Source organism: Corallococcus sp. CA054B, from assembly GCF_003611625.1.
In the GTDB taxonomy this organism is placed as follows: Bacteria; Myxococcota; Myxococcia; order Myxococcales; family Myxococcaceae; genus Corallococcus; species Corallococcus coralloides.
In genome coordinates, this window is sequence record NZ_RAVY01000002.1 from 43,302 (window position 1) to 61,253 (window position 17,952).

Here is a 17,952-nt window from a genome sequence, read left to right on the forward strand (position 1 = left end):
TCCGGCCCACCACTCAAGAGGACAACCCTGTGAAGATTTCAGTGAAGTGGCTGGGGGATTACGTCGCGCTGCCGCCGTCCGTGGACGAGCTGGCGCGCAAGCTGACCGCGGCGGGCCTGGAGATTGAGGGCGTGGAGCGCCCCGGCGAGGGCCTGCGCGGCGTGGTGGTGGCGCAGATCCGCGAGTCGGTGCAGCACCCCAACGCGGACAAGCTGTCCGTCACGCAGGTGGACATCGGCGGCTCCGCGCTGTTCCAGGTGGTGTGCGGCGCGAAGAACTTCAAGGTCGGCGACAAGGTGCCGCTGGCCACGGTGGGCGCGAAGCTGCCCAACGGCATGGAGATCAAGCAGGCCGCGCTCCGGGGCGTGGACAGCTTCGGCATGCTCTGCTCCGCGAAGGAGCTGGGCATCACGGAGGACTCGTCCGGCCTGCTGATTTTGCCCGCGGACACGAAGCTGGGCCTCCCCATCGCGGAGGCCCTGGGGCTGGATGACTCCGTGCTGGAGGTGAACGTCACCCCGAACCGGCCGGATGCGTTGAGCCACCTGGGCATCGCGCGCGAGGTGGGCGTGGTGACGGGCGCGCAGCTGAAGCCGCCGCAGCCGAAGCCGGTTGAGTCCGGCAAGGCCGTGGCGGAGCTGGTGAAGGTGCGCATCGACGCGAAGGAGCGCTGCTCGCGCTACGCGGCGCGGGTGGTGGAGGGCATCACCGTCCAGCCGTCGCCGCAGTGGATGCAGGACCGGCTGAAGGCGTGCGGCGTGCGCGCCATCAACAACGTGGTGGACGTCACCAACTACGTGCTCCTGGAGTACGGCCAGCCGCTGCACGCGTTCGACCTGGAGAAGGTGGCGGGCCAGGAGATCGTCGTCCGCACCGCGAAGGCGGGCGAGAAGCTGCGCACGCTGGATGACAAGGAGCGCACGCTGGACGCGGACGACCTGGTCATCGCGGACCGCGACCGCGCTCAGGCGCTGGCGGGCGTGATGGGCGGCGGAGACAGCGAGGTGACGCAGGGCACGAAGCGCATCGTCATCGAGTCCGCGCACTTCCACGGCTCCGGCGTGCGCCGGTCCGCGAAGCGCTACGCGCTGCACACGGAGGCGTCGCACCGCTTCGAGCGCGGGGCGGACCTGGACGCGGTGCTGCCGGCGCTGGACCGGGCCGCGCAGCTCATCGCGGAGCTGTCGGGCGGCACGGTGGCGCCGGGCCGGGTGGACGTGCAGCCCGAGCCCCTGGCGCCGCGCCGGGCGACGCTGCGCTACGCGCGGGTGGAGAAGGTGCTGGGCGTGGCGGTGCCGGAGGCGGAGGTCCGGCGCATCCTGACGGCGCTGGGCTTCAAGTCCGTGGAGGAGTCGCAGGGCCAGACGACGTACGAGGTGCCGCGGGCGCGCGTGGACGTGGAGCGCGAGGAGGACCTGATGGAGGAGGTCGCCCGCGTGTACGGCTACGACAACATCCCGGCGCGGCTGCCGCGAGGGCTGGAGACGCTGGCCCCTGAGCCGCTGTCCATGGAGGCCGAGCGCCGGCTGCGCCACGGGCTGGGCGGCGTGGGGCTGTCCGAGGTGGTGAACTACTCGTTCGTGGCGCCGAAGTCGCTGGAGGTGCTGGGTGGGAAGGAAGCGCCCATCGCGCTGATGAACCCGCTGAGCGTCGAGCAGTCGGTGATGCGCACGAGCCTGCTGCCGGGCCTGCTGGAGAACCTGTCGCGCAGCGTGCGCCACCAGGTGGAGTCGGTGGGCCTGTACGAGACGGGCCGGGCGTACTTCCGGGACACGCAGGGCGGGCAGGGCATGCGCCCGGCGGCTCGCGAGGTGCCGCGCGTGGCGGGCCTGGTGTGGGGCCTGCGGGGCGGCGGCCGGAGCTGGACGCAGAAGGACTCGCGCGTGGACTTCTACGACGCGAAGGGCGCGGTGGAGGCGCTGCTGCACGCACTGCACGTGGAGGGCGCGGCCTTCACCCCGGCGGAGGCGCCCGCGTACCACCCTCGGAGCTGCGCGCAGGTGGCGCTGAACGACGGGACGGTGCTGGGCCTGGTGGGCGAGGTGCACCCGCGCGTGGCGAAGGCGCTGGGCCTGCCGGAGGGCGTATTCGTGTTCGAGCTGGACACGGATCCGCTGTACGCGGCGGCGCGGCTGGTGCCGCAGGCGGCGGCGCTGCCGAAGTACCCGGCGGTGCTGCGCGACCTGGCGGTGGTGGTGCCGCTGGAGCTGCGCAACGAGGAGGTGCGCCGGGTCATCCTGGAGGTCGGGGCGCCGCTGGTGGAGGACGCGCTGGTGTTCGACGTCTACACAGGCAAGCCCATCCCCGAGGGGAAGAAGAACCTGGCGTATGCCCTGAGGTACCGCTCGCCCGAGCGGACGCTGACCGACGCGGAGGTCACGGCGGCCCACCAGCGCATCATCACGGAGGTGAACCAGCGGCTGGGGGCGGCGCTGCGCGCCTGAATTCCTGAATGAAGTCAGGACGTTGACACGGTTCGGGGAAGGCTGACACCATGCCCCGCGTTCACCGGCCATTCACGGGTGCCAGAGGACTCGCATGACGAAAGCGGACATCATCGAGGGGGTCTACGAGAAGGTCGGCTTCTCCAAGAAGGAGTCGGCGGAGATCGTCGAGCTCGTCTTCGACACCGTGAAGGAGACGTTGGAGCGCGGGGACAAGATCAAGATCTCCGGGTTCGGAAACTTCCAGGTGCGCCAGAAGAAGGCGCGCGTGGGGCGCAACCCGCAGACGGGCAAGGAGATCGAGATCAGCGCCCGCCGGGTCCTGACCTTCCGGCCGAGCCAGGTGTTGAAGAGTGCCCTGAACGGCGAGGCACCTCCGGAGAACCACGCGGAGATCGACGCGCAGGAAGAGGCGGCGGCGGACGCGGCGGAAGCCCGGGGCGAGGACTTCGACGAGGGAATGGAAGAGGGCGACGAGTAGGTTTTTTTCACCGGTACCCGTCACCTCGCGCTTGACCCAAGAAAGCGGCGAGGGCATAAGGCAGCACCGTTTCACGACGGCGGTTCTCGGGGCGTAGCGCAGCCTGGTAGCGCACTTGCTTGGGGTGCAAGTGGTCGCAGGTTCAAATCCTGTCGCCCCGACCAAAATGAAGGCCCTGGAGTTTCCGGTGCAAGCCGGTGACTCCAGGGCCTTTGTTTTTCCGCGTTTGGACTCCTGCGGCAAGCGGAAGCCTTGCTGCGGAACTCCACCCTCTTCACCGTCGAACCCGGGCCGTCATCCGCGTGCTCGGTGGCGTAGCGGATGAGGCTGCGGTCGTGCATGCCGTCTGGCAGTCCACGCCCCCCAGTTCACTGCTGCCCTGGAGTCAGTGCAGACAGGCTGCCCGGGCGTGGTGGCCCCGTCGTATTACGGCCAGGTCGGGTTCGGCTCCAGGCAACGCGGGCCGGTGCAGCAGTCGGCGTAGCACGTCAGCATGTCCTCGTTCGGACCGCAGATGCCGTCACCGCAGTACGAGAGGATGAGGCCGCAGTCCGCCCGGCAGTTGCGCGGCGTCTCCGGGCCGTTGCAGACGCCGTCGCCACAGGAGGAGCCGCAATCATCGGCGCAGGTGGCGGTCGTCTCCGAGCCATTGCAGATGCCGTCGCCGCACCACGTGAGGATGGCGCAGTCCTGGGGGCAGGTGCTGGCGTTCTCGTTGCCATTGCACACGCCGTCACCACAGTAATTGATGATGAGGCCGCAGTCCTGGGGGCAGTTGAGACTCGTCTCGCGCCCGCTGCACACCCCATCACCGCAGAACGAGAGCATGTTGCAGTCCCAGGGACAGTTGGTGCTGTTCTCTCCGTTGCGGGTATCACAGACGCCATCACCGCACAGGTAGCGGCCCATTTCGGCCTCGACCTGCGCCACATCCACCAACTCCGACTCCGCGTCCACGGGCCCGCACGCAGCGAACAGACCGAGCGACAACCCAGCAATCATCACGACGAAACGCGACTTCATGTGTACCTCCAGGGGAAGGGGCTATGCATGTCAGCGCATTCCCAATAGGCAGACAATGCCAAACGCACCAATGCGCCGCCTGGCCTGATGGAGCCGTGCAAGTCTTGCCCCGGAGCCTGGGTTTTGTGGCGCATTCAGTTACATGAGACGGATTGCGTCCATGTTTTGTGGCGCATTCCGTTACATGTGGCTGGAGAGCGCCTGCCTCTCATGAGGAGCCACCAGATTCGCGGCCAGCACAAGCGCCTGGCCGTCCTGCTCAACGTGAAGGCCGCGAACCGGAGGTTCCTCGCCGGAGACCTGGAGGATGCGTGGGACGAGCGTGAGATCGGCGAGGTGGACGACCTCCACTTGGATCCGGTCTGAGCTCCGGTATGTCGCAGAGGGTCGAGCTACGGCACATCGCTGTGTGCTCCCGCAGGAACTGCTCCAATGCTGCTGCATTGGCCTAAACCGCATTGGAGATGCGGATGTGGGGCAGCGTGCCCCTCTCGGAAAGCCGGTACACGGTGGCCCGGCAGCCCCCAGCCGCTCCGCGACTTCCCGGACGGTCAGCAGCCGGCCAGAGTCCGAGGCCACCGGACGAGCCGGTGACTCCAGGACCTTTTGGGGCCTTCAGCCGCAGACCAGCGAATCCAGCAAACTGCGGCAGGTCAGAAGAACTCATGTAGAGTCCTTCACGGATTCCGGTGCAGGCCCTCGCGTCCGAGGAGTGCCGGGCCTGCGACCCATGAAATTCCTCGCCCTCCTGTTCCGGACGTCCCCCACGTCGCTCATCCTGGTGACGCTCTTCGGGCTCCTCTCGGGCGCCAGCAACGCGGGGCTCATCGCGCTGATCAACCACGCGCTCGCGTCCCAGCTCCAGGTGAGCTCGGCGGTGGCCCTGGGCTTCGTGGTGCTGGGTGTGCTGACGCTGCTGTTGCGCTACGGGACGCAGGCCCTGGTCAACAAGCTCAACGGGGATGCGCTCTTCGACATGCGCATGCGGCTGGCCCGTCAGGTCGTCGCCACGCCGCTGCGTCGCCTGGAGGAGCAGGGCATCCCCAACGTGATGACGGTCCTCACGGAGGACCTCTTCGTCATCAGCACCGCGCTGGGCGTACTGACGCGATTCATAGTGGGCCGCGTAGACCCACTTCGGCTTCCGCGTCCTCGACTGCTGCGTCATGCTCCTACGTCGCCTCTTCCCTGACATTTGTTAGGGGCTGTTAGTTTCGGGCTCAGTCGACCGCCCCCACCTTGACGACCAGCCGAGCCAAGTCCCCAAAGGCCTTCAGGCCGAGGCATTTGCCCACTTGGGCTGCGCCCTCCAACACTTCGGGCACAAGCTCCTCTTCCGACTTGCCCAGCCGCTTCACCAGTCGGCCGCGACTGGTGCCGCCGTGGTTTCGGAAAGTGCGCAGTTGGTGCAACACATCAACTGCTGGAGTAGCCAAGTCCTTCATGGACTCGTCCTTTGTATGTTTCACGTTGCCCAGCGTTAGCTTGTCCCCATCGCGGCTGCTGGCTTCGAGAAGCTGATTGCTGAGGTCCGCCACCACCGTGCACCTGTCCAGTACGTCGGGATGGAGGCCGATGGCCACCGCCTCAAGTGAGGGGCGCATCTTCTCTAGAATTTCCCGGTGGAGGGGGGACGCCTTGGCGAGTCCCACGGTCTCTCCATAGCGCTGCCAAGCCCGATTTCGGATGTCCCCCAAGCTGGCCTTGACCGCCACGTCCTCCAATGCCAGCCCAAGCTCGCGGGCATTCATTCGGCTCTCGGGCCGCGGGTTGGCGGTGCGCTCTAGGACGCCAGGAAGTCCGAAGCGATTGGCCTCTGGGCGCAACAGCTTGCGCAGCGTGCAGCCCAGAGCGAATACATCTGCAGCTGGCGACCACTGAGGAACTTCGGCGCAAACCTCCGGGGCGACGAACTCACCTGACAGGCGAGTGTGCCGTGCACTTTGGGCGAGTGTCGCCAGTCCGAAGTCGATGAGGATCGGCCGCATGTCCTCGGCATGGAGGATGATGTTCTTTGGCCGGATGTCCCGGTGTAGAACCGCTGCGGAGTGCAGCCAGGTCAGTGCCCGGCAGAGCTTCGCGCCAATGTCGGCAACAGCCCTCTCCATGAGGGCGCCCTCCCGGTTGGACAGGTCGAAGCCGTCAATCCATCGGTAGATCTGGACAGCTCGCGAGTCGTTGCCCTCAAGGAGGCCCACCTCCAGCAGGTCGAAGACGAACTCCGAGCCAGCCGTCCGCCGTGTGACTCCCCCCACGACGGTGGCCAGTGCATGGGAGCCCTGGATGAAGCGGCCCCGTTCCTCATCGCCGGCCAGGGTGGCTTCGCGCCAGACTAGGGTGTCGTTGCCATCTTTGAAGCGATACAGCCGCGCCTGCCCTCCCTCGGCGAGGGGCTCAAGTGGGCTGCGCGTGGGACGCACGCGCTTGACGGCTGCCAGCAGAAGCGCGTTACGGGCCGCCGTATCCACCACGAACCCACTCCGGGCCGCACCCACCAAGTATGCCTCGGTAAGCTCGGAGCGGAAGCGCGTGCCTTCCACGATGTGCTCCGAGCGCAACGTCCCCACGATTTCGCGCACCCGCTCCACATCGAACACGAAGCGGCTCAGGCCACCAGCTGCCTGCGCGCTTGTCGCCCATTCAGTCAGTTTGTCCGCAGCGCGCCGCACCGCATCTTCGAAAGGAAGCCCCTCGTGCAGCCAGTGAGCGAGGGCCGCCGCCACAGGATATGTGGGGCCGGGCTCCCAATCGTTAATGGACTCTGCCTGATTGAATGCGTCGCGCAGGGATGAGGCTACGGCGCTGGCCTGCCCTTCGCGCAACTCGGTGATGAGTTCGTTTTCGACTTCCACCACATCGTCGAAGGACACCCAGCAGCGCCCGTCCCGGCGTACGTTGCGTACGAGGCGTTCCAGGATGTCGCGCAGTACGAGAAGGTTACTGGCCACCCGGGAAATCTCTCGACGAGCCCCCCGTGTTGTTTCGAGGGTGCGTCGTGTCACTTGCAGAACCAGCCGGTTGAGACCCTCCTCGTCGATGTTGCGCACCTCCAGCGGGCGCAACTTGCCCATTAGGTTGACGCCTGCACGCTCGACCATTCCTGGGAGCCCTATGAGTCCGAAGGAAAGACGGGCCCGGCTCTCGTCGGCGACCGCCCAGTTCTCTTCCAGCAAGTCCTTCAGCCAAGTGCCGATGGCCTGACCGCGCCGCTCGCGGGGAAAGAAGAGTTGCGCCTCATCCAAGAGGATGAGGACGGTGGATTTGCCTTCCCGGGCCGCCGCGCGCCGGACGTGGTCGAAGGCGTTGGCTTGCGGCAGTCCATCGGCGAGGTGGGTGAGGTCGACTGCGGAACCCACCGCTGCCTGGAGGCTGTCGGAGACAGCCTTCCAGAGCTTGGCGTAATCCAGTTCGACACCGTCATGAAACTGCGTGCAGAGGATGGACTCCGGAACAAGGAGGTCATCACGGGAGGCGTGGGTGCGCAGGTAACGGACCAGCGTCGTCTTACCGAAACGGCGTGGCGCCTCGACAGCGAAGGATGCGCCCTGCGCGATGCGCTTCTCAAGCGTCTCCCGGTGCGTCTGTGGCCCAACAGGATGCTGCGTGACGAAGTCCGGATTGCACTCCTCCGTCCAGTGGACGTCAGGCAACTTCGGTTCTGGTTCGAGGACATCCCAGGAGAGCGTTGTGGACTTGGCGAGGGGCGTGCGTGTTTCAGCATCGTAAATGGACACGACGACTTCGAAGCGCTCACGGGCGCGGGGTTTGCGGATGGGGATCCGTAGCCTGAAGGTGGTGACGTAGCGCCCCTTGCGTTCGAAGTCGGGTCGCCAATCTCGTGGACGCAGCGAGAGTCGCTCCGGGGAGGGCTGTGGCCACTCGCGTGGCCATGCATCACGTTGCCCCGTTGCCACTCGGTACTCCAGCAGCACGTTGTAAGCCTTATTGTCCTCGGTCTCCAGACTGAGGGGTACAACGGTTTCAACGTAAGGAGCACCCTCCACCAGCCGCAGCCCGGGAAGCGCCTTGCGCCCGAACTCGCCCGTCCAATTGTGCTCGATGGAGAGGGCCTCGGTTGGCACGGGGAGCGGTGCGGCTTGGCGACTCACGGTGCGCTGCAGCTGCGGCAGGATAACGTCCTCGGCGGTGCCGAGGGCCGCTACCAGATGTTCAGTTGCACGGTGGTAACTGCGCGCCGCAGCCTCGCGTTCCTCGATTCCACGGACGGTACCAACGACTTCCACGACACCGGCGAATACGCCGGGGGCCAGCTTGTCGCGCAGACGCTCCAGAAGCTCGACGGCTCTTTGGAGACGGGAGGGTTCCTCCTGGTTCTCAAGGGCCGCACGTACCCACCTGTGGTGCTCGGTTGGAATGGCGTCCAGAGCCCGCTTTGCCTCCAATAGGCGGCGCAACTCGCGCTCTAGATGCAGGTCCTCCTCTCCAGGATTCGCTGGAGCTTCGAGGCTGGCAATGGAGGCGGGCAGTTCCGCGTTGGCCTCGTGCAGCGTGCGCAGGACGAGTCGCACGCGTCTCCGGATATGGGGTGATACGAGGGCACGCAATTTCGTGGGGACGGCCCCCGCCTCAACTTCGGAATTTGATTTGGGCAATTCCTCGGATTGCCAGCACCAAGCTGGCAATAGCTCAAGCGCCTGTAGCCGCTGCGCCATGTCGGCAATCTCGTTGAGCTCGTCGGGAGGCGTGCTTCCGGCCATTCGCAGCAGGGAGTCCACGTGCTCCCCGATCGCCGCCTTCGCATCGTTGTAGGCGGTACGGGCATAGGGAATGTCCTGCGCAAGCTGCTCTGGGTAGGGGAGTGCTTTGCGCCACCTCTCAAGGCGCTCTTGCAGTCTCCCGAGGTCCTTCACGAGCGCCAAACATCCATCGGCCGTGGAGATGTAGTCGGATGCGGACTCCAGTTCCCGCGCAGTACGGCGGATGTCCTCGGCCACCCCCTGCAACTCCTCGGTGCTAGCGCAGCCCAACCCAAGCACCCAGGCATCGAAGGCGGAGGGCTGAATGGACGCTGGGGCGGTCGGAGGGTGCTGCGAGGTGGGCAGAGGAGCATGTGCGGAATCAGGAGGCGAGGACGCGGGGACGGGGACGTCCTTGGCGGGTCCTGGAACTGCCTCGGTCTTCTGCTCCGCGCTTGCATGCTCAAAATGTAGGTTCCAGGCCCAGCGGGCCACCGCTGCTAAGGGCTCATCGTCACGGTCGACATGTGCGACGAGCTCATCAAGTCCGGAATCCGTCGTGCCAAGGCTGCGGATGGCATTGACAACGGGCGCCTCCCACTCGCGCGCCACGGCATTGTCCTCGGCCTTCTTCTTGAGGAACGGAGCTGCTTCGCAGAGCTCAAGTCGCACGTTCTCGGGGGCGAGGCGCTTGAGGGCGGACGCCCACAGTCTCGCTCGGACTGACTCCGGTAGCGGAAGCGCGGAGTACATCTCAAGGAGTTCCTGGATGCGCTGCGGCTTGTCGACGTGCGTGGTTACAAAGCGGTTGAGGGCGGGGATGCCCATGCCCAGCGCCATTGCATCAAGGTTGGCGCGGGATGCCTGAAATCGAATCCTCCCGTCGAGAATGGCGCGGAATCGCGCAGGAAAGGATGGCTCAACGCATTCGTGTAGCCGGAAGCGCACCCACAGGCTGCGCAGGCGCAGTTGATAGGCCTCATCTGTTACGACCTCGGTGTCGGGGCCAGGTCGCACCCGAGCACAGAAGGCGGACATACGTGCGATGGCATCCAGAAGGGCTGGAGAGGGCGGTATCGTGCCGTCATCTCCTGCAATGGAGGTACGCGCCTCACGCAGGAATGGCAGCGGATCCAGCAGTCCCTTCGGAGATTCCCGACCCTGGAAGCGGGAGAACAGCGCTTCGTGAACCTGGGGCTCCCCAAAGCCGCGAATGGCGCCTTCGCTGGCCATGCCGTAAATGAGCAGCGTGTCTCCTGCCTCTCGTGCATGCATCAGTCCGGCGTGGAAAGTCCGGGTGCGGCCGAGGACGCCCACCCGAAAGCCCTGCTCGTTGCGCGGCAGGATCACAAATTGAATGCGCGTACCGTCAAACGTTACGTCATTGAAGAGTTGTTCCGCACCGGCTGGGCGTTTCGAGACCTCGGGAAAGTGGTCAGCCAGGAGGCGTTCGGTGAAACGGACGTAGTGCTCCATGTGCTCAAACTCTCCGAGCCCAGACGGACCCTTGATACCGGTGCTGCAGCAGCCGATTGATTGGCCACCCTCGGCCAGCCGTTGGAACTGGCTCGACCCAACCCACCACGGATGCCACGGCTGAGAACCGGAACAGGGTAGCAGGACATGCATCTGACCCGGGAGAGCTGTAGAGGAGGGGCTGGAGAGGTTGGATGGGTCTGTTGCTACCCATTAGAGCCATCTTCCCTGGCGAGGCGCTGGGACGCTCTTCACAAGATGCTCTCCCGGCATCTATGCGCTTCCGCGCTGAACACCACGAGGGCTGCTTCTGCTACCGCCTTCTGCCTGCCTTGGACGCAACCTTCTTCTGTTCCCAGGCCAGATCTTCACTGAAGAGGTTCGGCTCGGCTGCGGTGGTCCCATTCCTGGAGACTGCTCACAGCTTCAGGCCGCCCCTTATGAACTACCTAGCTCGTTCTGTGGAATCGCGCAGGAGTTGACCTATCGCATCTCCTTGATCCGAACCGCGTTGGAGGCTCGGATGTGGGGCAACGTGCCCTGCTCTCACGGCCGGTACACGGCGGCCCGGCAAACTCCCATCCTCTACGCGACTTCTCGGACCGTCAGCCGTCGGCCGGAACCCGAGGCCACCAGCTCGACCGGGGCAGGGGCTCAGCAGCAAAGAGCTCGGGGGCCTGAGGTATTGGATGGGACGGCTGGACAACTCCGGCCATAGAAACTCGAGTACTTACGATGGTTTGTGAAGGGCTGGTAACCACTGGACAGTTCCGGGGGGCTTGGGGGGCAAGTGGTCGCAGGTTCAGAACCTGTCGCCCGACCATCGAAGGCCCTGGAGTTCCTGGTGCGATCCGGTGACGTCAGGGCCTTTTTGGCCACGTCGCAAACCAGCGAATCCAGCAAACTGCGGCAGGTCAGAAGAACTCATGTAGAGTCCTTCACGGATTCCGGTGCAGGCCCTCGCGTCCGAGGAGTGCCGGGCCTGCGACCCATGAAATTCCTCGCCCTCCTGTTCCGGACGTCCCCCACGTCGCTCATCCTGGTGACGCTCTTCGGGCTCCTCTCGGGCGCCAGCAACGCGGGGCTCATCGCGCTGATCAACCACGCGCTCGCGTCCCAGCTGCAGGTGAGCTCGGCGGTGGCCCTGGGTTTCGTGGTGCTGGGCGTGCTGACGCTGCTGTTGCGCTACGGGACGCAGGCCCTGGTCAACAATCTCAACGGGGACGCGCTCTTCGACATGCGCATGCGGCTGGCCCGTCAAGTCGTTGCCACGCCGCTGCGGCGCCTGGAGGAGCAGGGCATCCCCAACGTGATGACGGTCCTCACGGAGGACCTCTTCGTCATCAGCACCGCGCTGGGCGTGTTGCCGCGCTTCCTCACCAACATCGCCATCGCGCTGGGCTGCTGTGTCTACCTGGCATGGCTGTCCTGGCAACTGCTCGTCGGTCTGGTGCTCGTCATCGCGCTGAGCGTGGTGGGCTACCGGCTACTGGCCCGCAGCGCCATCCTGGATCTCCAGCGCACGCGGGAGCACCAGGGGGCGCTCTACAAGCAGCTTCGCGGCCTCACGGAGGGCATCAAGGAGCTGAAGCTGCACCAGGAGCGGCGCGCGGCGTTCCTCACGGAGGAGGTGGAAGCCACGTCCTCGCTCGTTCGCGCGCTGCAGATCCGGATCGGCAATGTCTTCGCGGCCACTGGGAGCCTGGGGATGCTCCTGTCCTTCGCCTTCGTGGGGGCGCTCATCTTCGTGATGCCGGGCCTGGGCTGGGTGCAGCCGTCGGTGCTGGTGGGGTACTGCATCGCGGCGCTCTACCTCCAGCAGCCCCTCCAGTCCGTCATGGAGACGCTGCCCATCCTGAGCCGCGGGGATGTGTCGTGGACGAAGGTCCACCAATTGGGGCTGACGCTCGACTCCCTGGGCTCCGATGCGCCCGCGCTTCCCGAACGAGGACACCGCGCGACGTTCCAGACCGTCGAACTCGTGGGCGTCACCCATACCTACTACCGCGAGGAGTCGGACGGGCACTTCGTGGTGGGCCCCATCCATCTGCGCATGCACGCCGGGGAGCTGATCTTCCTCGTGGGCGGCAATGGCAGCGGGAAGACCACGCTGGCCAAGCTGCTCACGGGGCTGTACCAGCCCGAGGGCGGGCAGATCCTCGTGGACGGTCAGCCCATCACGGAGCAGACGCAGGAGTCCTACCGGCAGTTGTTCTCCGCCGTGTTCTCGGACTTCTACCTGTTCGAACGGCTGCTGGGGCTCGTCGGCGAAGGCACCGCTTCGCAGGTGCAGCACTACCTGTCGCTGCTCCAGCTGTCGCGGAAGGTCCGGATCGACGGCGGCGTCCTCTCCACCACCGAGCTGTCGCTGGGGCAGCGCAAGCGGCTGGCGCTCCTCACCGCCTACCTGGAAGACCGCCCCATCTATCTCTTCGACGAGTGGGCGGCGGATCAGGACCCCGCGTTCAAGGCCGTGTTCTACACGGAGCTGCTTCCGGAGCTGAAGCGCAAGGGCAAGACCGTGGTGGTCATCTCCCACGACGACCGCTACTTCGGCGTCGCCGACCGTGTCCTCCGGCTCGACGCCGGGAAGCTGGTCGCTCCCGCCGAGTCCGCCCCGGCCTTGCAGGAGCGCGCCTCCTGACTCAGGCCGCGAGCCGCTGCTCCTGGAGCAACTGCTCGAGCGTCACCGCGCCACGGCTGGCGGCATCAGCTTCCAGGAAGGTGCGCTGCATGGCCCGGATCCGGGCCTGGAACGCAGGCGTGCCGAGGAGTTGATCCAGCTGCGCGCCCACCTGTTCCGCCGAGGTCTCTCGGATGTTTCCCCGCAGTCCGAGCCCATGGTGGACGACGCGCGCGGCGTTGCCCGGCTGGTCGAACATCAGCGGATACACGAGCATCGGAACGCCCAGGCAGATGCATTCCTTCACGCTGTTGAGCCCGCCATGGGTGATCATCAGCGACGCCTGCTTCAACACGGTGAGCTGGGGAACCCAATCCACCATCGTGACATTGGGAGGCAGCGGGCCGAACGCGTCCGTCCGCAGCAGCTTGCCCACGGCCATGAGCAGCCGGAGCCGGGGCCTGCGCGCGACGGCGGAGATGACGGACTGGAAGAAGGCCTGGTGTCCGCGCAGCCGGTCGCCATGGCTCCCCAGTGAGCACAGGATGAGCGGCGAATCGTCCTGGGGCGGATCCAGACGCAGCGGAGGCTCCGTCCGGTCGAGATCCACGCACGGCCCCAGGTAGTGGACGTCCGCGGCCGAGCGGCGGAAGTCGAACTCCGGCGCGCTCATCACCAGCGTGGGGACCTGGAAGTGCGGGCCAATCTGCAGATGGGTGTTGAAGCTGGCGCGAGGCGCGCCGGGGTGCAGGCGATAGAAGGCGCGAAGCCGCTCGCGCATCTTCTCCTCGAACGGCAGGAAGGTGCGCAGGTACTGCCATTGCCAGGCGAGGCGGATGCCGAGCCGCGAGCCGACACTTCCCGTTGGGACGTGGTGTGAGTTCAGCGGAGGGACGGCGACGTCCCTGTTCAACGCGAGGTTGGTGCAGAGCTGGAACGCGGGCACGCCGGCCTTGTGGGCCGCCAGCACAGGCAGCGGGAACGTCGCATCCACGAGCAGCAGGTCGGCCTTCGCCTCGCGCAGGCGGGCCTCCAGCGTGGTCCCGAAGAGGGCCTCCGTGATGCGGAGCCCGTGCCGGTGGAGCACCTCCCGGATGATGTCCTTGCGCGCCTGGGGGGAGAGCCCCGGGGCGGCCAGCTGTGCATCCAGCTCCGCCTGGCGCCCCCTGGGCATCGCCTCTTCGTGGATGGGGATGAACGGCCAGGGCCGCTCACGCAGGAAGGCCTCTCCATCCGGCGGAGCCATGTAGACGAGCTCGTGTCCCCGGGACGCCAGCTGCCTCGCGAGCCCGAAGGTCGCGTGGATGTGGCCGGCCTCCGGCAGGGGAAGAAAGACGATTCTCGCCATGACTCCCGAAGGTAGCAGGGTGGTAATCTGCGTGAAACCGGAAGAACGAGAGCGCCCCGCGATGAAACCCTCGGTGTCCGTCATCATCCCTGCCTTCAACGTCGAGGCGTATCTGGGCGCCGCCATCGACTCGGTGATTGCGCAGACCCAGCGGGATGTCGAGTTCATCATCGTCGATGACTGCTCCACGGACGGGACCGCGGCGGTCGCCGGGCGGTATCAGGACGCGCGCATCCGCGTCCTCCGGAACGCGAAGAACGAGGGGCCTTCCCAGAGCCGCAACGTCGCCATTAACCACGCCGAAGGGGAATGGGTCGCCATCCTGGATGGCGATGACTGGTGGAAGCCCCCGCGCCTGGAGCGCCTCCTGGCGCTGGCGGAAGGGCACCGCGCGGACATCGTCTGTGATGACCTGCTGCTGGTCCCGGAAGGGGAGCGGAATCCCTCGGTGACGTTCTTCCAGACGCAGGCCCGGCGGCTGGGGCGGATTGAACAGCCGTTCGAGGTGAACGCCCTGAAGATGGCCGTGGACGACTACGGGTTCCTGAAGCCTGTGTTCCGCAGGGCCTTCTTGAACGCGCATGCGCTCCGCTACAACCCGGCCCTGTGGGCCGGTGAGGACTTCGACTTCCTGCTCCGGTGTCTCCTCGCGTCGGGCCGGATGGTCGTGTCGCAAGAGGCGATGTATTGCTACCGGAGCCGGCCGGGTTCGTTGACCTCGGATCCCGTGCGGTGCCTGACGCGTATCATCGACATGGCCGAGGCGCTGACCGCTTCCCTGGACCCCCGGACGCAGGGCGAGGTCATCGAGGCGCTGGGCCGCTATCGCGAGTGGAAGCTCCGGGAGCGGGAGGATGCGCGGTTCCGCGCGCCGCTCCAGAAGGGAGCCTGGGGTGAGTGCATGTCATTGGCGTTGAAGAACCCCGCGAAGCTCCCGCGATACATGCCGATGGTGGGGCGGCAGCTCGTTTCACTGGCCGTTTCCAGGGCCCGTCGCTGAGTAGCTGACAAACCTTTCACAGTGCGTGGGTAGAGAACGTGAGCTGGGTCAAGCCTGGGTACGACGTGATCATCATTGGCAGTGGGCCGGGAGGGAGCACCCTGGCCCAGGGGCTGGCGCGCCGTGACTGCAACGTGCTGGTCGTCGAACAGGGCGAGTACCTGAAGCCGGACCCTGCCCGGAGCGAGCAGCAGACGACGTTCATCGCGGACTACCAGCGGCGCGGGATCCGCTACAACGTGGGAGGCGAGTCGAAGTTCTACGGCGCGGCGCTCTACCGCCTGCGCGAGAACGACTTCCGCGCCAGCCCGACGGAGCATGGTGAGTCCACGGCCTGGCCCCTCTCCTACGCCGACCTGGAGCCCTACTACGACGAGGGCGAACGGCTCTATTCGGTCCACGGCTCGCCCGAAGGGGACCCCTCCGAGCCTCCTCGCTCCAGGCCCTTTCCCCACGGGCCCATCGAGCACGAGCCCTTCATCGCGGACGTGGTGAAGCGGCTCCAGGGTTGCGGCGTTCCCGTGGGCTACATCCCCAAGGGCGTGGACCGGGGACCCAACGGCCGGTGCGTCCTGTGCTCGACCTGCGACGGCTACTTCTGCCACCGCGACGCGAAGATGGACGCGGAGGTCGCCGCGCTCCGGCCCGCGCTCAAGACGGGCAGGGTGGACCTGTGCACGGGAACGGACTGCCTCAAGGTCCTCACCACGCCGGACGGCCGCCGCGCCACCGGTGTCCTCCTGCGCCGCGGAAGCGAGGAGGTCACCGTGCACGCGGATGTCGTCGTCGTGAGCGCGGGCATCCGGGAGTCGCCGTTGCTGCTCTGGCGCTCGAGGAACGACGCCCACCCGAAGGGCATTGGAAACGCCAGGGGCGCCCTGGGGCGGTATCTGGCGGGCCACACGTGCGGCTTCATCTTTCCCTTCATGGGACTGCGCCCCATTCCGGAGCTCCACCAGAAGACCTTCGCCATCAACGCCTTCTACGGCGCGGCGGAGGGTTGGCCCTATCCCCTGGGCGTCATCCAGGCGACGGGCCAGATTCCCATCTGGCAGCATGTGTTTCCGCTCGCCGCTCCGTTCGTGAAGTTCGTCGCGCGCCGCAGCCTGGTGTGTCTGTTGATGACAGAGGCGGTGGGCACCGCGGAGTCGGGGTTCGACTTCCACGAAGAGCGGATCGCCCGCGTCCACAATCCCAGACCCAGCCGTGAGACGTACCGGAAGCTGCGGGACACCGCTGTCTCGCTCTTCCACAAGGCAGGGTTTAGCTGGGTCCATACCTCCGTGCACTTCGATGCGCCCTGGCACACGGTGGGGACCGCGCGGATGGGGGTGGATCCCGCGAGCTCGGTGCTGGATGCGGATTGCCGCGTCCATGGCATGGACAACCTGTACGTGCTGGACGCGTCCAGCCTGCCCACCGCCGGGGCGGTCAACACCACGCTCACCATCATCGCGCTGTCGCTCCGGGCCGCGGAGACCATCGCGCGGGTCCAGCGCAAGCCTCGGGTGGAAGTGGCGTGACCTTCGGGGTCAGCTCGCCCGTTTGATGGCGGGCTGGGGGCCGGGGAGCAGTTGCTCGATGGCGGCCATGTCCGCCTCCGCCTCGCGGAAGCGACCGCTCATCCTCGCGAGCGCCTGGGCATGGGAGGCGCTCCCCACCACGGAGTCCAGCAGCGAGAGCAGGGCGCGGGGCTTCAGCTGCTTCACGGCCCCCTGGACCCCGAGCCCGTGGTGCACGACGAGCCGGGTCACGTCCGGCTGGTCGTCCTTCATGGGCAGCGCCACCATGGGGACGCTGAAGTAGATGCACTCCTTCACGCTGTTGAACCCGCCATGGGTGATCATGGCCGCCGCGGTGCGCAGCAACTGGAGCTGGGGCGCCTTCTGCACGGCCACGATCCGCGCCGGCCCCCCGTCGAACTCCGCCGGGTCGAGCACGGATCCCACGGCGAGGACGAATCGCCACTGTGGCCGCAGCGCCGCCGCCTCGCGCACCGTCTTTATCACCTGACGGGCCAGGCCGGATGAGGCCAGCGTGCCCAGCGAGCAGAAGATGAGGGGCTGGCCCTCCTTCAGCCGCTCCCAGGGAAACGCCGGCTCCTGGCGTTCCAGGTCGATGGAGGGGCCCAGATGGAGCACCGGCTCGCGCCCGGCCGGCATGTCCGGCGTCGCGAACTCCCTGGGGAAGAGCACCACGTCTCGCAACAGGGGGAGCTGGAAGGGAGGGAAGTCCACGGGCTCCATCGGGCAGCCATGCTTGAGCGCAAGCCGCCGGTGGAATTCCTGGAAGCGGGGCACCAGGCCCGCGCGCGCGAGTACGACCTCGAGCCGGCGCAGCACGGGCCTGAGCGCGCTGATGAGAGGCTTGCCGTTGCTTGTCGGCAGCAGGTGCAGCAGGTGCTGGGGGAGGGTGGTGTTCAGCCTCGCCACGGGAACACCATGGCCATGGCACACGATAGGCAGATCCACCACCCGGTCATCGCAGAGGACGAGGTCCGGGCGGAGGGCGTCCAGCAGCCTGTCGTATTCACCGTCCAGGGTGGCCTGGAGCACGGCATTGCGGCGCTGGATGTGGTCGCGCGCGAGGTTGCGCAGCTCCCGGCCGCGCGCATGGGCCGCCCTCGCCGTCATCTCCGCCACCAGGCCCTTGGGGAAGAGGGACCTGAAGACGGGGAGGAGCTCGAAGCCCTCGGTCTGGAGCGAGGACTCGACATCCGGCAGGGAGCAGTAGACCACCCGGTGTCCGCGGGCCCGGAGCGTCTTCGCCAGCTTCAGCGTGGGATTGACATGCCCTGCGAGCGGAAGCGGAGCGACGAGGATTGTGGCCATACGGCCTCCAAAGTGTCCCGGCTTGAGTC

At 66.6% G+C, this 17,952-nt stretch carries 10 protein-coding genes, 1 tRNA gene and 1 pseudogene; 8 read left to right on the forward strand and 4 right to left on the reverse strand.

From position 1 onward, the window contains the following. Window positions 1–29 precede the first annotated feature (29 nt). From pheT to D7V80_RS00775, 3 genes and pseudogenes are all read left to right on the forward strand, one after another. Window positions 30–2,444, forward strand: a complete 2,415-nt coding sequence (gene pheT, locus D7V80_RS00765) for a phenylalanine--tRNA ligase subunit beta (protein ID WP_120586342.1) — start codon at window positions 30–32, stop codon at window positions 2,442–2,444. Window positions 2,445–2,538: 94 nt separating this feature from the next. Beyond that, window positions 2,539–2,817, forward strand: a pseudogene (locus tag D7V80_RS00770) (integration host factor subunit alpha); the annotation flags it as partial. Window positions 2,818–3,012: 195 nt separating this feature from the next. Beyond that, a tRNA-Pro gene (locus D7V80_RS00775) sits at window positions 3,013–3,089 on the forward strand. 262 nt (window positions 3,090–3,351) lie between these two features. Here D7V80_RS00775 and D7V80_RS00780 read toward each other — a convergent pair. After that, a complete protein-coding gene (locus tag D7V80_RS00780) occupies window positions 3,352–3,948 on the reverse strand; it encodes a hypothetical protein (protein WP_120586343.1) in 597 nt (198 codons plus the stop codon). A gap of 210 nt (window positions 3,949–4,158) precedes the next feature. Between D7V80_RS00780 and D7V80_RS41620 the strand changes: the two genes are divergently transcribed. Further along, window positions 4,159–4,314 carry a hypothetical protein gene (locus D7V80_RS41620; protein WP_158616522.1) on the forward strand — a complete coding sequence of 52 codons (156 nt, stop codon included), beginning with the start codon at window positions 4,159–4,161 and terminating at the stop codon, window positions 4,312–4,314. Between the two features lie 364 nt (window positions 4,315–4,678). After that, on the forward strand, window positions 4,679–5,140 hold the full coding sequence (locus D7V80_RS00785) for a hypothetical protein (protein ID WP_120586344.1): 462 nt from the start codon (window positions 4,679–4,681) through the stop codon (window positions 5,138–5,140). A gap of 28 nt (window positions 5,141–5,168) precedes the next feature. Here the strand turns inward: D7V80_RS00785 and D7V80_RS00790 are convergent, their stop codons facing one another. Next, the gene (locus D7V80_RS00790; RefSeq protein ID WP_158616523.1) at window positions 5,169–10,121 is read right to left on the reverse strand and encodes a serine/threonine-protein kinase; all 4,953 of its coding nucleotides are present in this window, start codon (window positions 10,119–10,121) and stop codon (window positions 5,169–5,171) included. Between the two features lie 991 nt (window positions 10,122–11,112). Between D7V80_RS00790 and D7V80_RS00795 the strand changes: the two genes are divergently transcribed. Further along, the gene (locus tag D7V80_RS00795) at window positions 11,113–12,765 is read left to right on the forward strand and encodes a cyclic peptide export ABC transporter (protein WP_120586346.1); all 1,653 of its coding nucleotides are present in this window, start codon (window positions 11,113–11,115) and stop codon (window positions 12,763–12,765) included. Between the two features lies 1 nt (window position 12,766). Here the strand turns inward: D7V80_RS00795 and D7V80_RS00800 are convergent, their stop codons facing one another. After that, a complete protein-coding gene (locus D7V80_RS00800; RefSeq protein ID WP_158616524.1) occupies window positions 12,767–14,092 on the reverse strand; it encodes a glycosyltransferase in 1,326 nt (441 codons plus the stop codon). A 61-nt stretch (window positions 14,093–14,153) separates the two neighbouring features. On the opposite strand from D7V80_RS00800, the gene D7V80_RS00805 reads away from it, so the two are divergent. Then, window positions 14,154–15,092 (forward strand): glycosyltransferase family 2 protein, encoded by a 939-nt coding sequence (locus D7V80_RS00805; protein WP_158616525.1) that lies wholly within the window; start codon window positions 14,154–14,156, stop codon window positions 15,090–15,092. A 38-nt stretch (window positions 15,093–15,130) separates the two neighbouring features. Beyond that, window positions 15,131–16,615: a GMC oxidoreductase gene (locus D7V80_RS00810; RefSeq protein ID WP_120586348.1), complete on the forward strand. Its 1,485-nt coding sequence runs from the start codon at window positions 15,131–15,133 to the stop codon at window positions 16,613–16,615. A gap of 9 nt (window positions 16,616–16,624) precedes the next feature. Here D7V80_RS00810 and D7V80_RS00815 read toward each other — a convergent pair whose 3' ends face one another. Next, the gene (locus tag D7V80_RS00815; RefSeq protein ID WP_120586349.1) at window positions 16,625–17,923 is read right to left on the reverse strand and encodes a glycosyltransferase; all 1,299 of its coding nucleotides are present in this window, start codon (window positions 17,921–17,923) and stop codon (window positions 16,625–16,627) included. Between the last annotated feature and the right edge of the window lie 29 nt (window positions 17,924–17,952).

Coding starts and splice junctions, on each gene's coding strand:
- D7V80_RS00780 (WP_120586343.1), bottom strand. CDS start 3,948: ATGAAGTCGCGTTTCGTCGTGATGATTGCTGGGTTGTCGCTCGGTCTG.
- D7V80_RS41620 (WP_158616522.1), top strand. CDS start 4,159: ATGAGGAGCCACCAGATTCGCGGCCAGCACAAGCGCCTGGCCGTCCTG.
- D7V80_RS00785 (WP_120586344.1), top strand. CDS start 4,679: ATGAAATTCCTCGCCCTCCTGTTCCGGACGTCCCCCACGTCGCTCATC.
- D7V80_RS00790 (WP_158616523.1), bottom strand. CDS start 10,121: ATGGAGCACTACGTCCGTTTCACCGAACGCCTCCTGGCTGACCACTTT.
- D7V80_RS00795 (WP_120586346.1), top strand. CDS start 11,113: ATGAAATTCCTCGCCCTCCTGTTCCGGACGTCCCCCACGTCGCTCATC.
- D7V80_RS00800 (WP_158616524.1), bottom strand. CDS start 14,092: ATGGCGAGAATCGTCTTTCTTCCCCTGCCGGAGGCCGGCCACATCCAC.
- D7V80_RS00805 (WP_158616525.1), top strand. CDS start 14,154: ATGAAACCCTCGGTGTCCGTCATCATCCCTGCCTTCAACGTCGAGGCG.
- D7V80_RS00815 (WP_120586349.1), bottom strand. CDS start 17,923: ATGGCCACAATCCTCGTCGCTCCGCTTCCGCTCGCAGGGCATGTCAAT.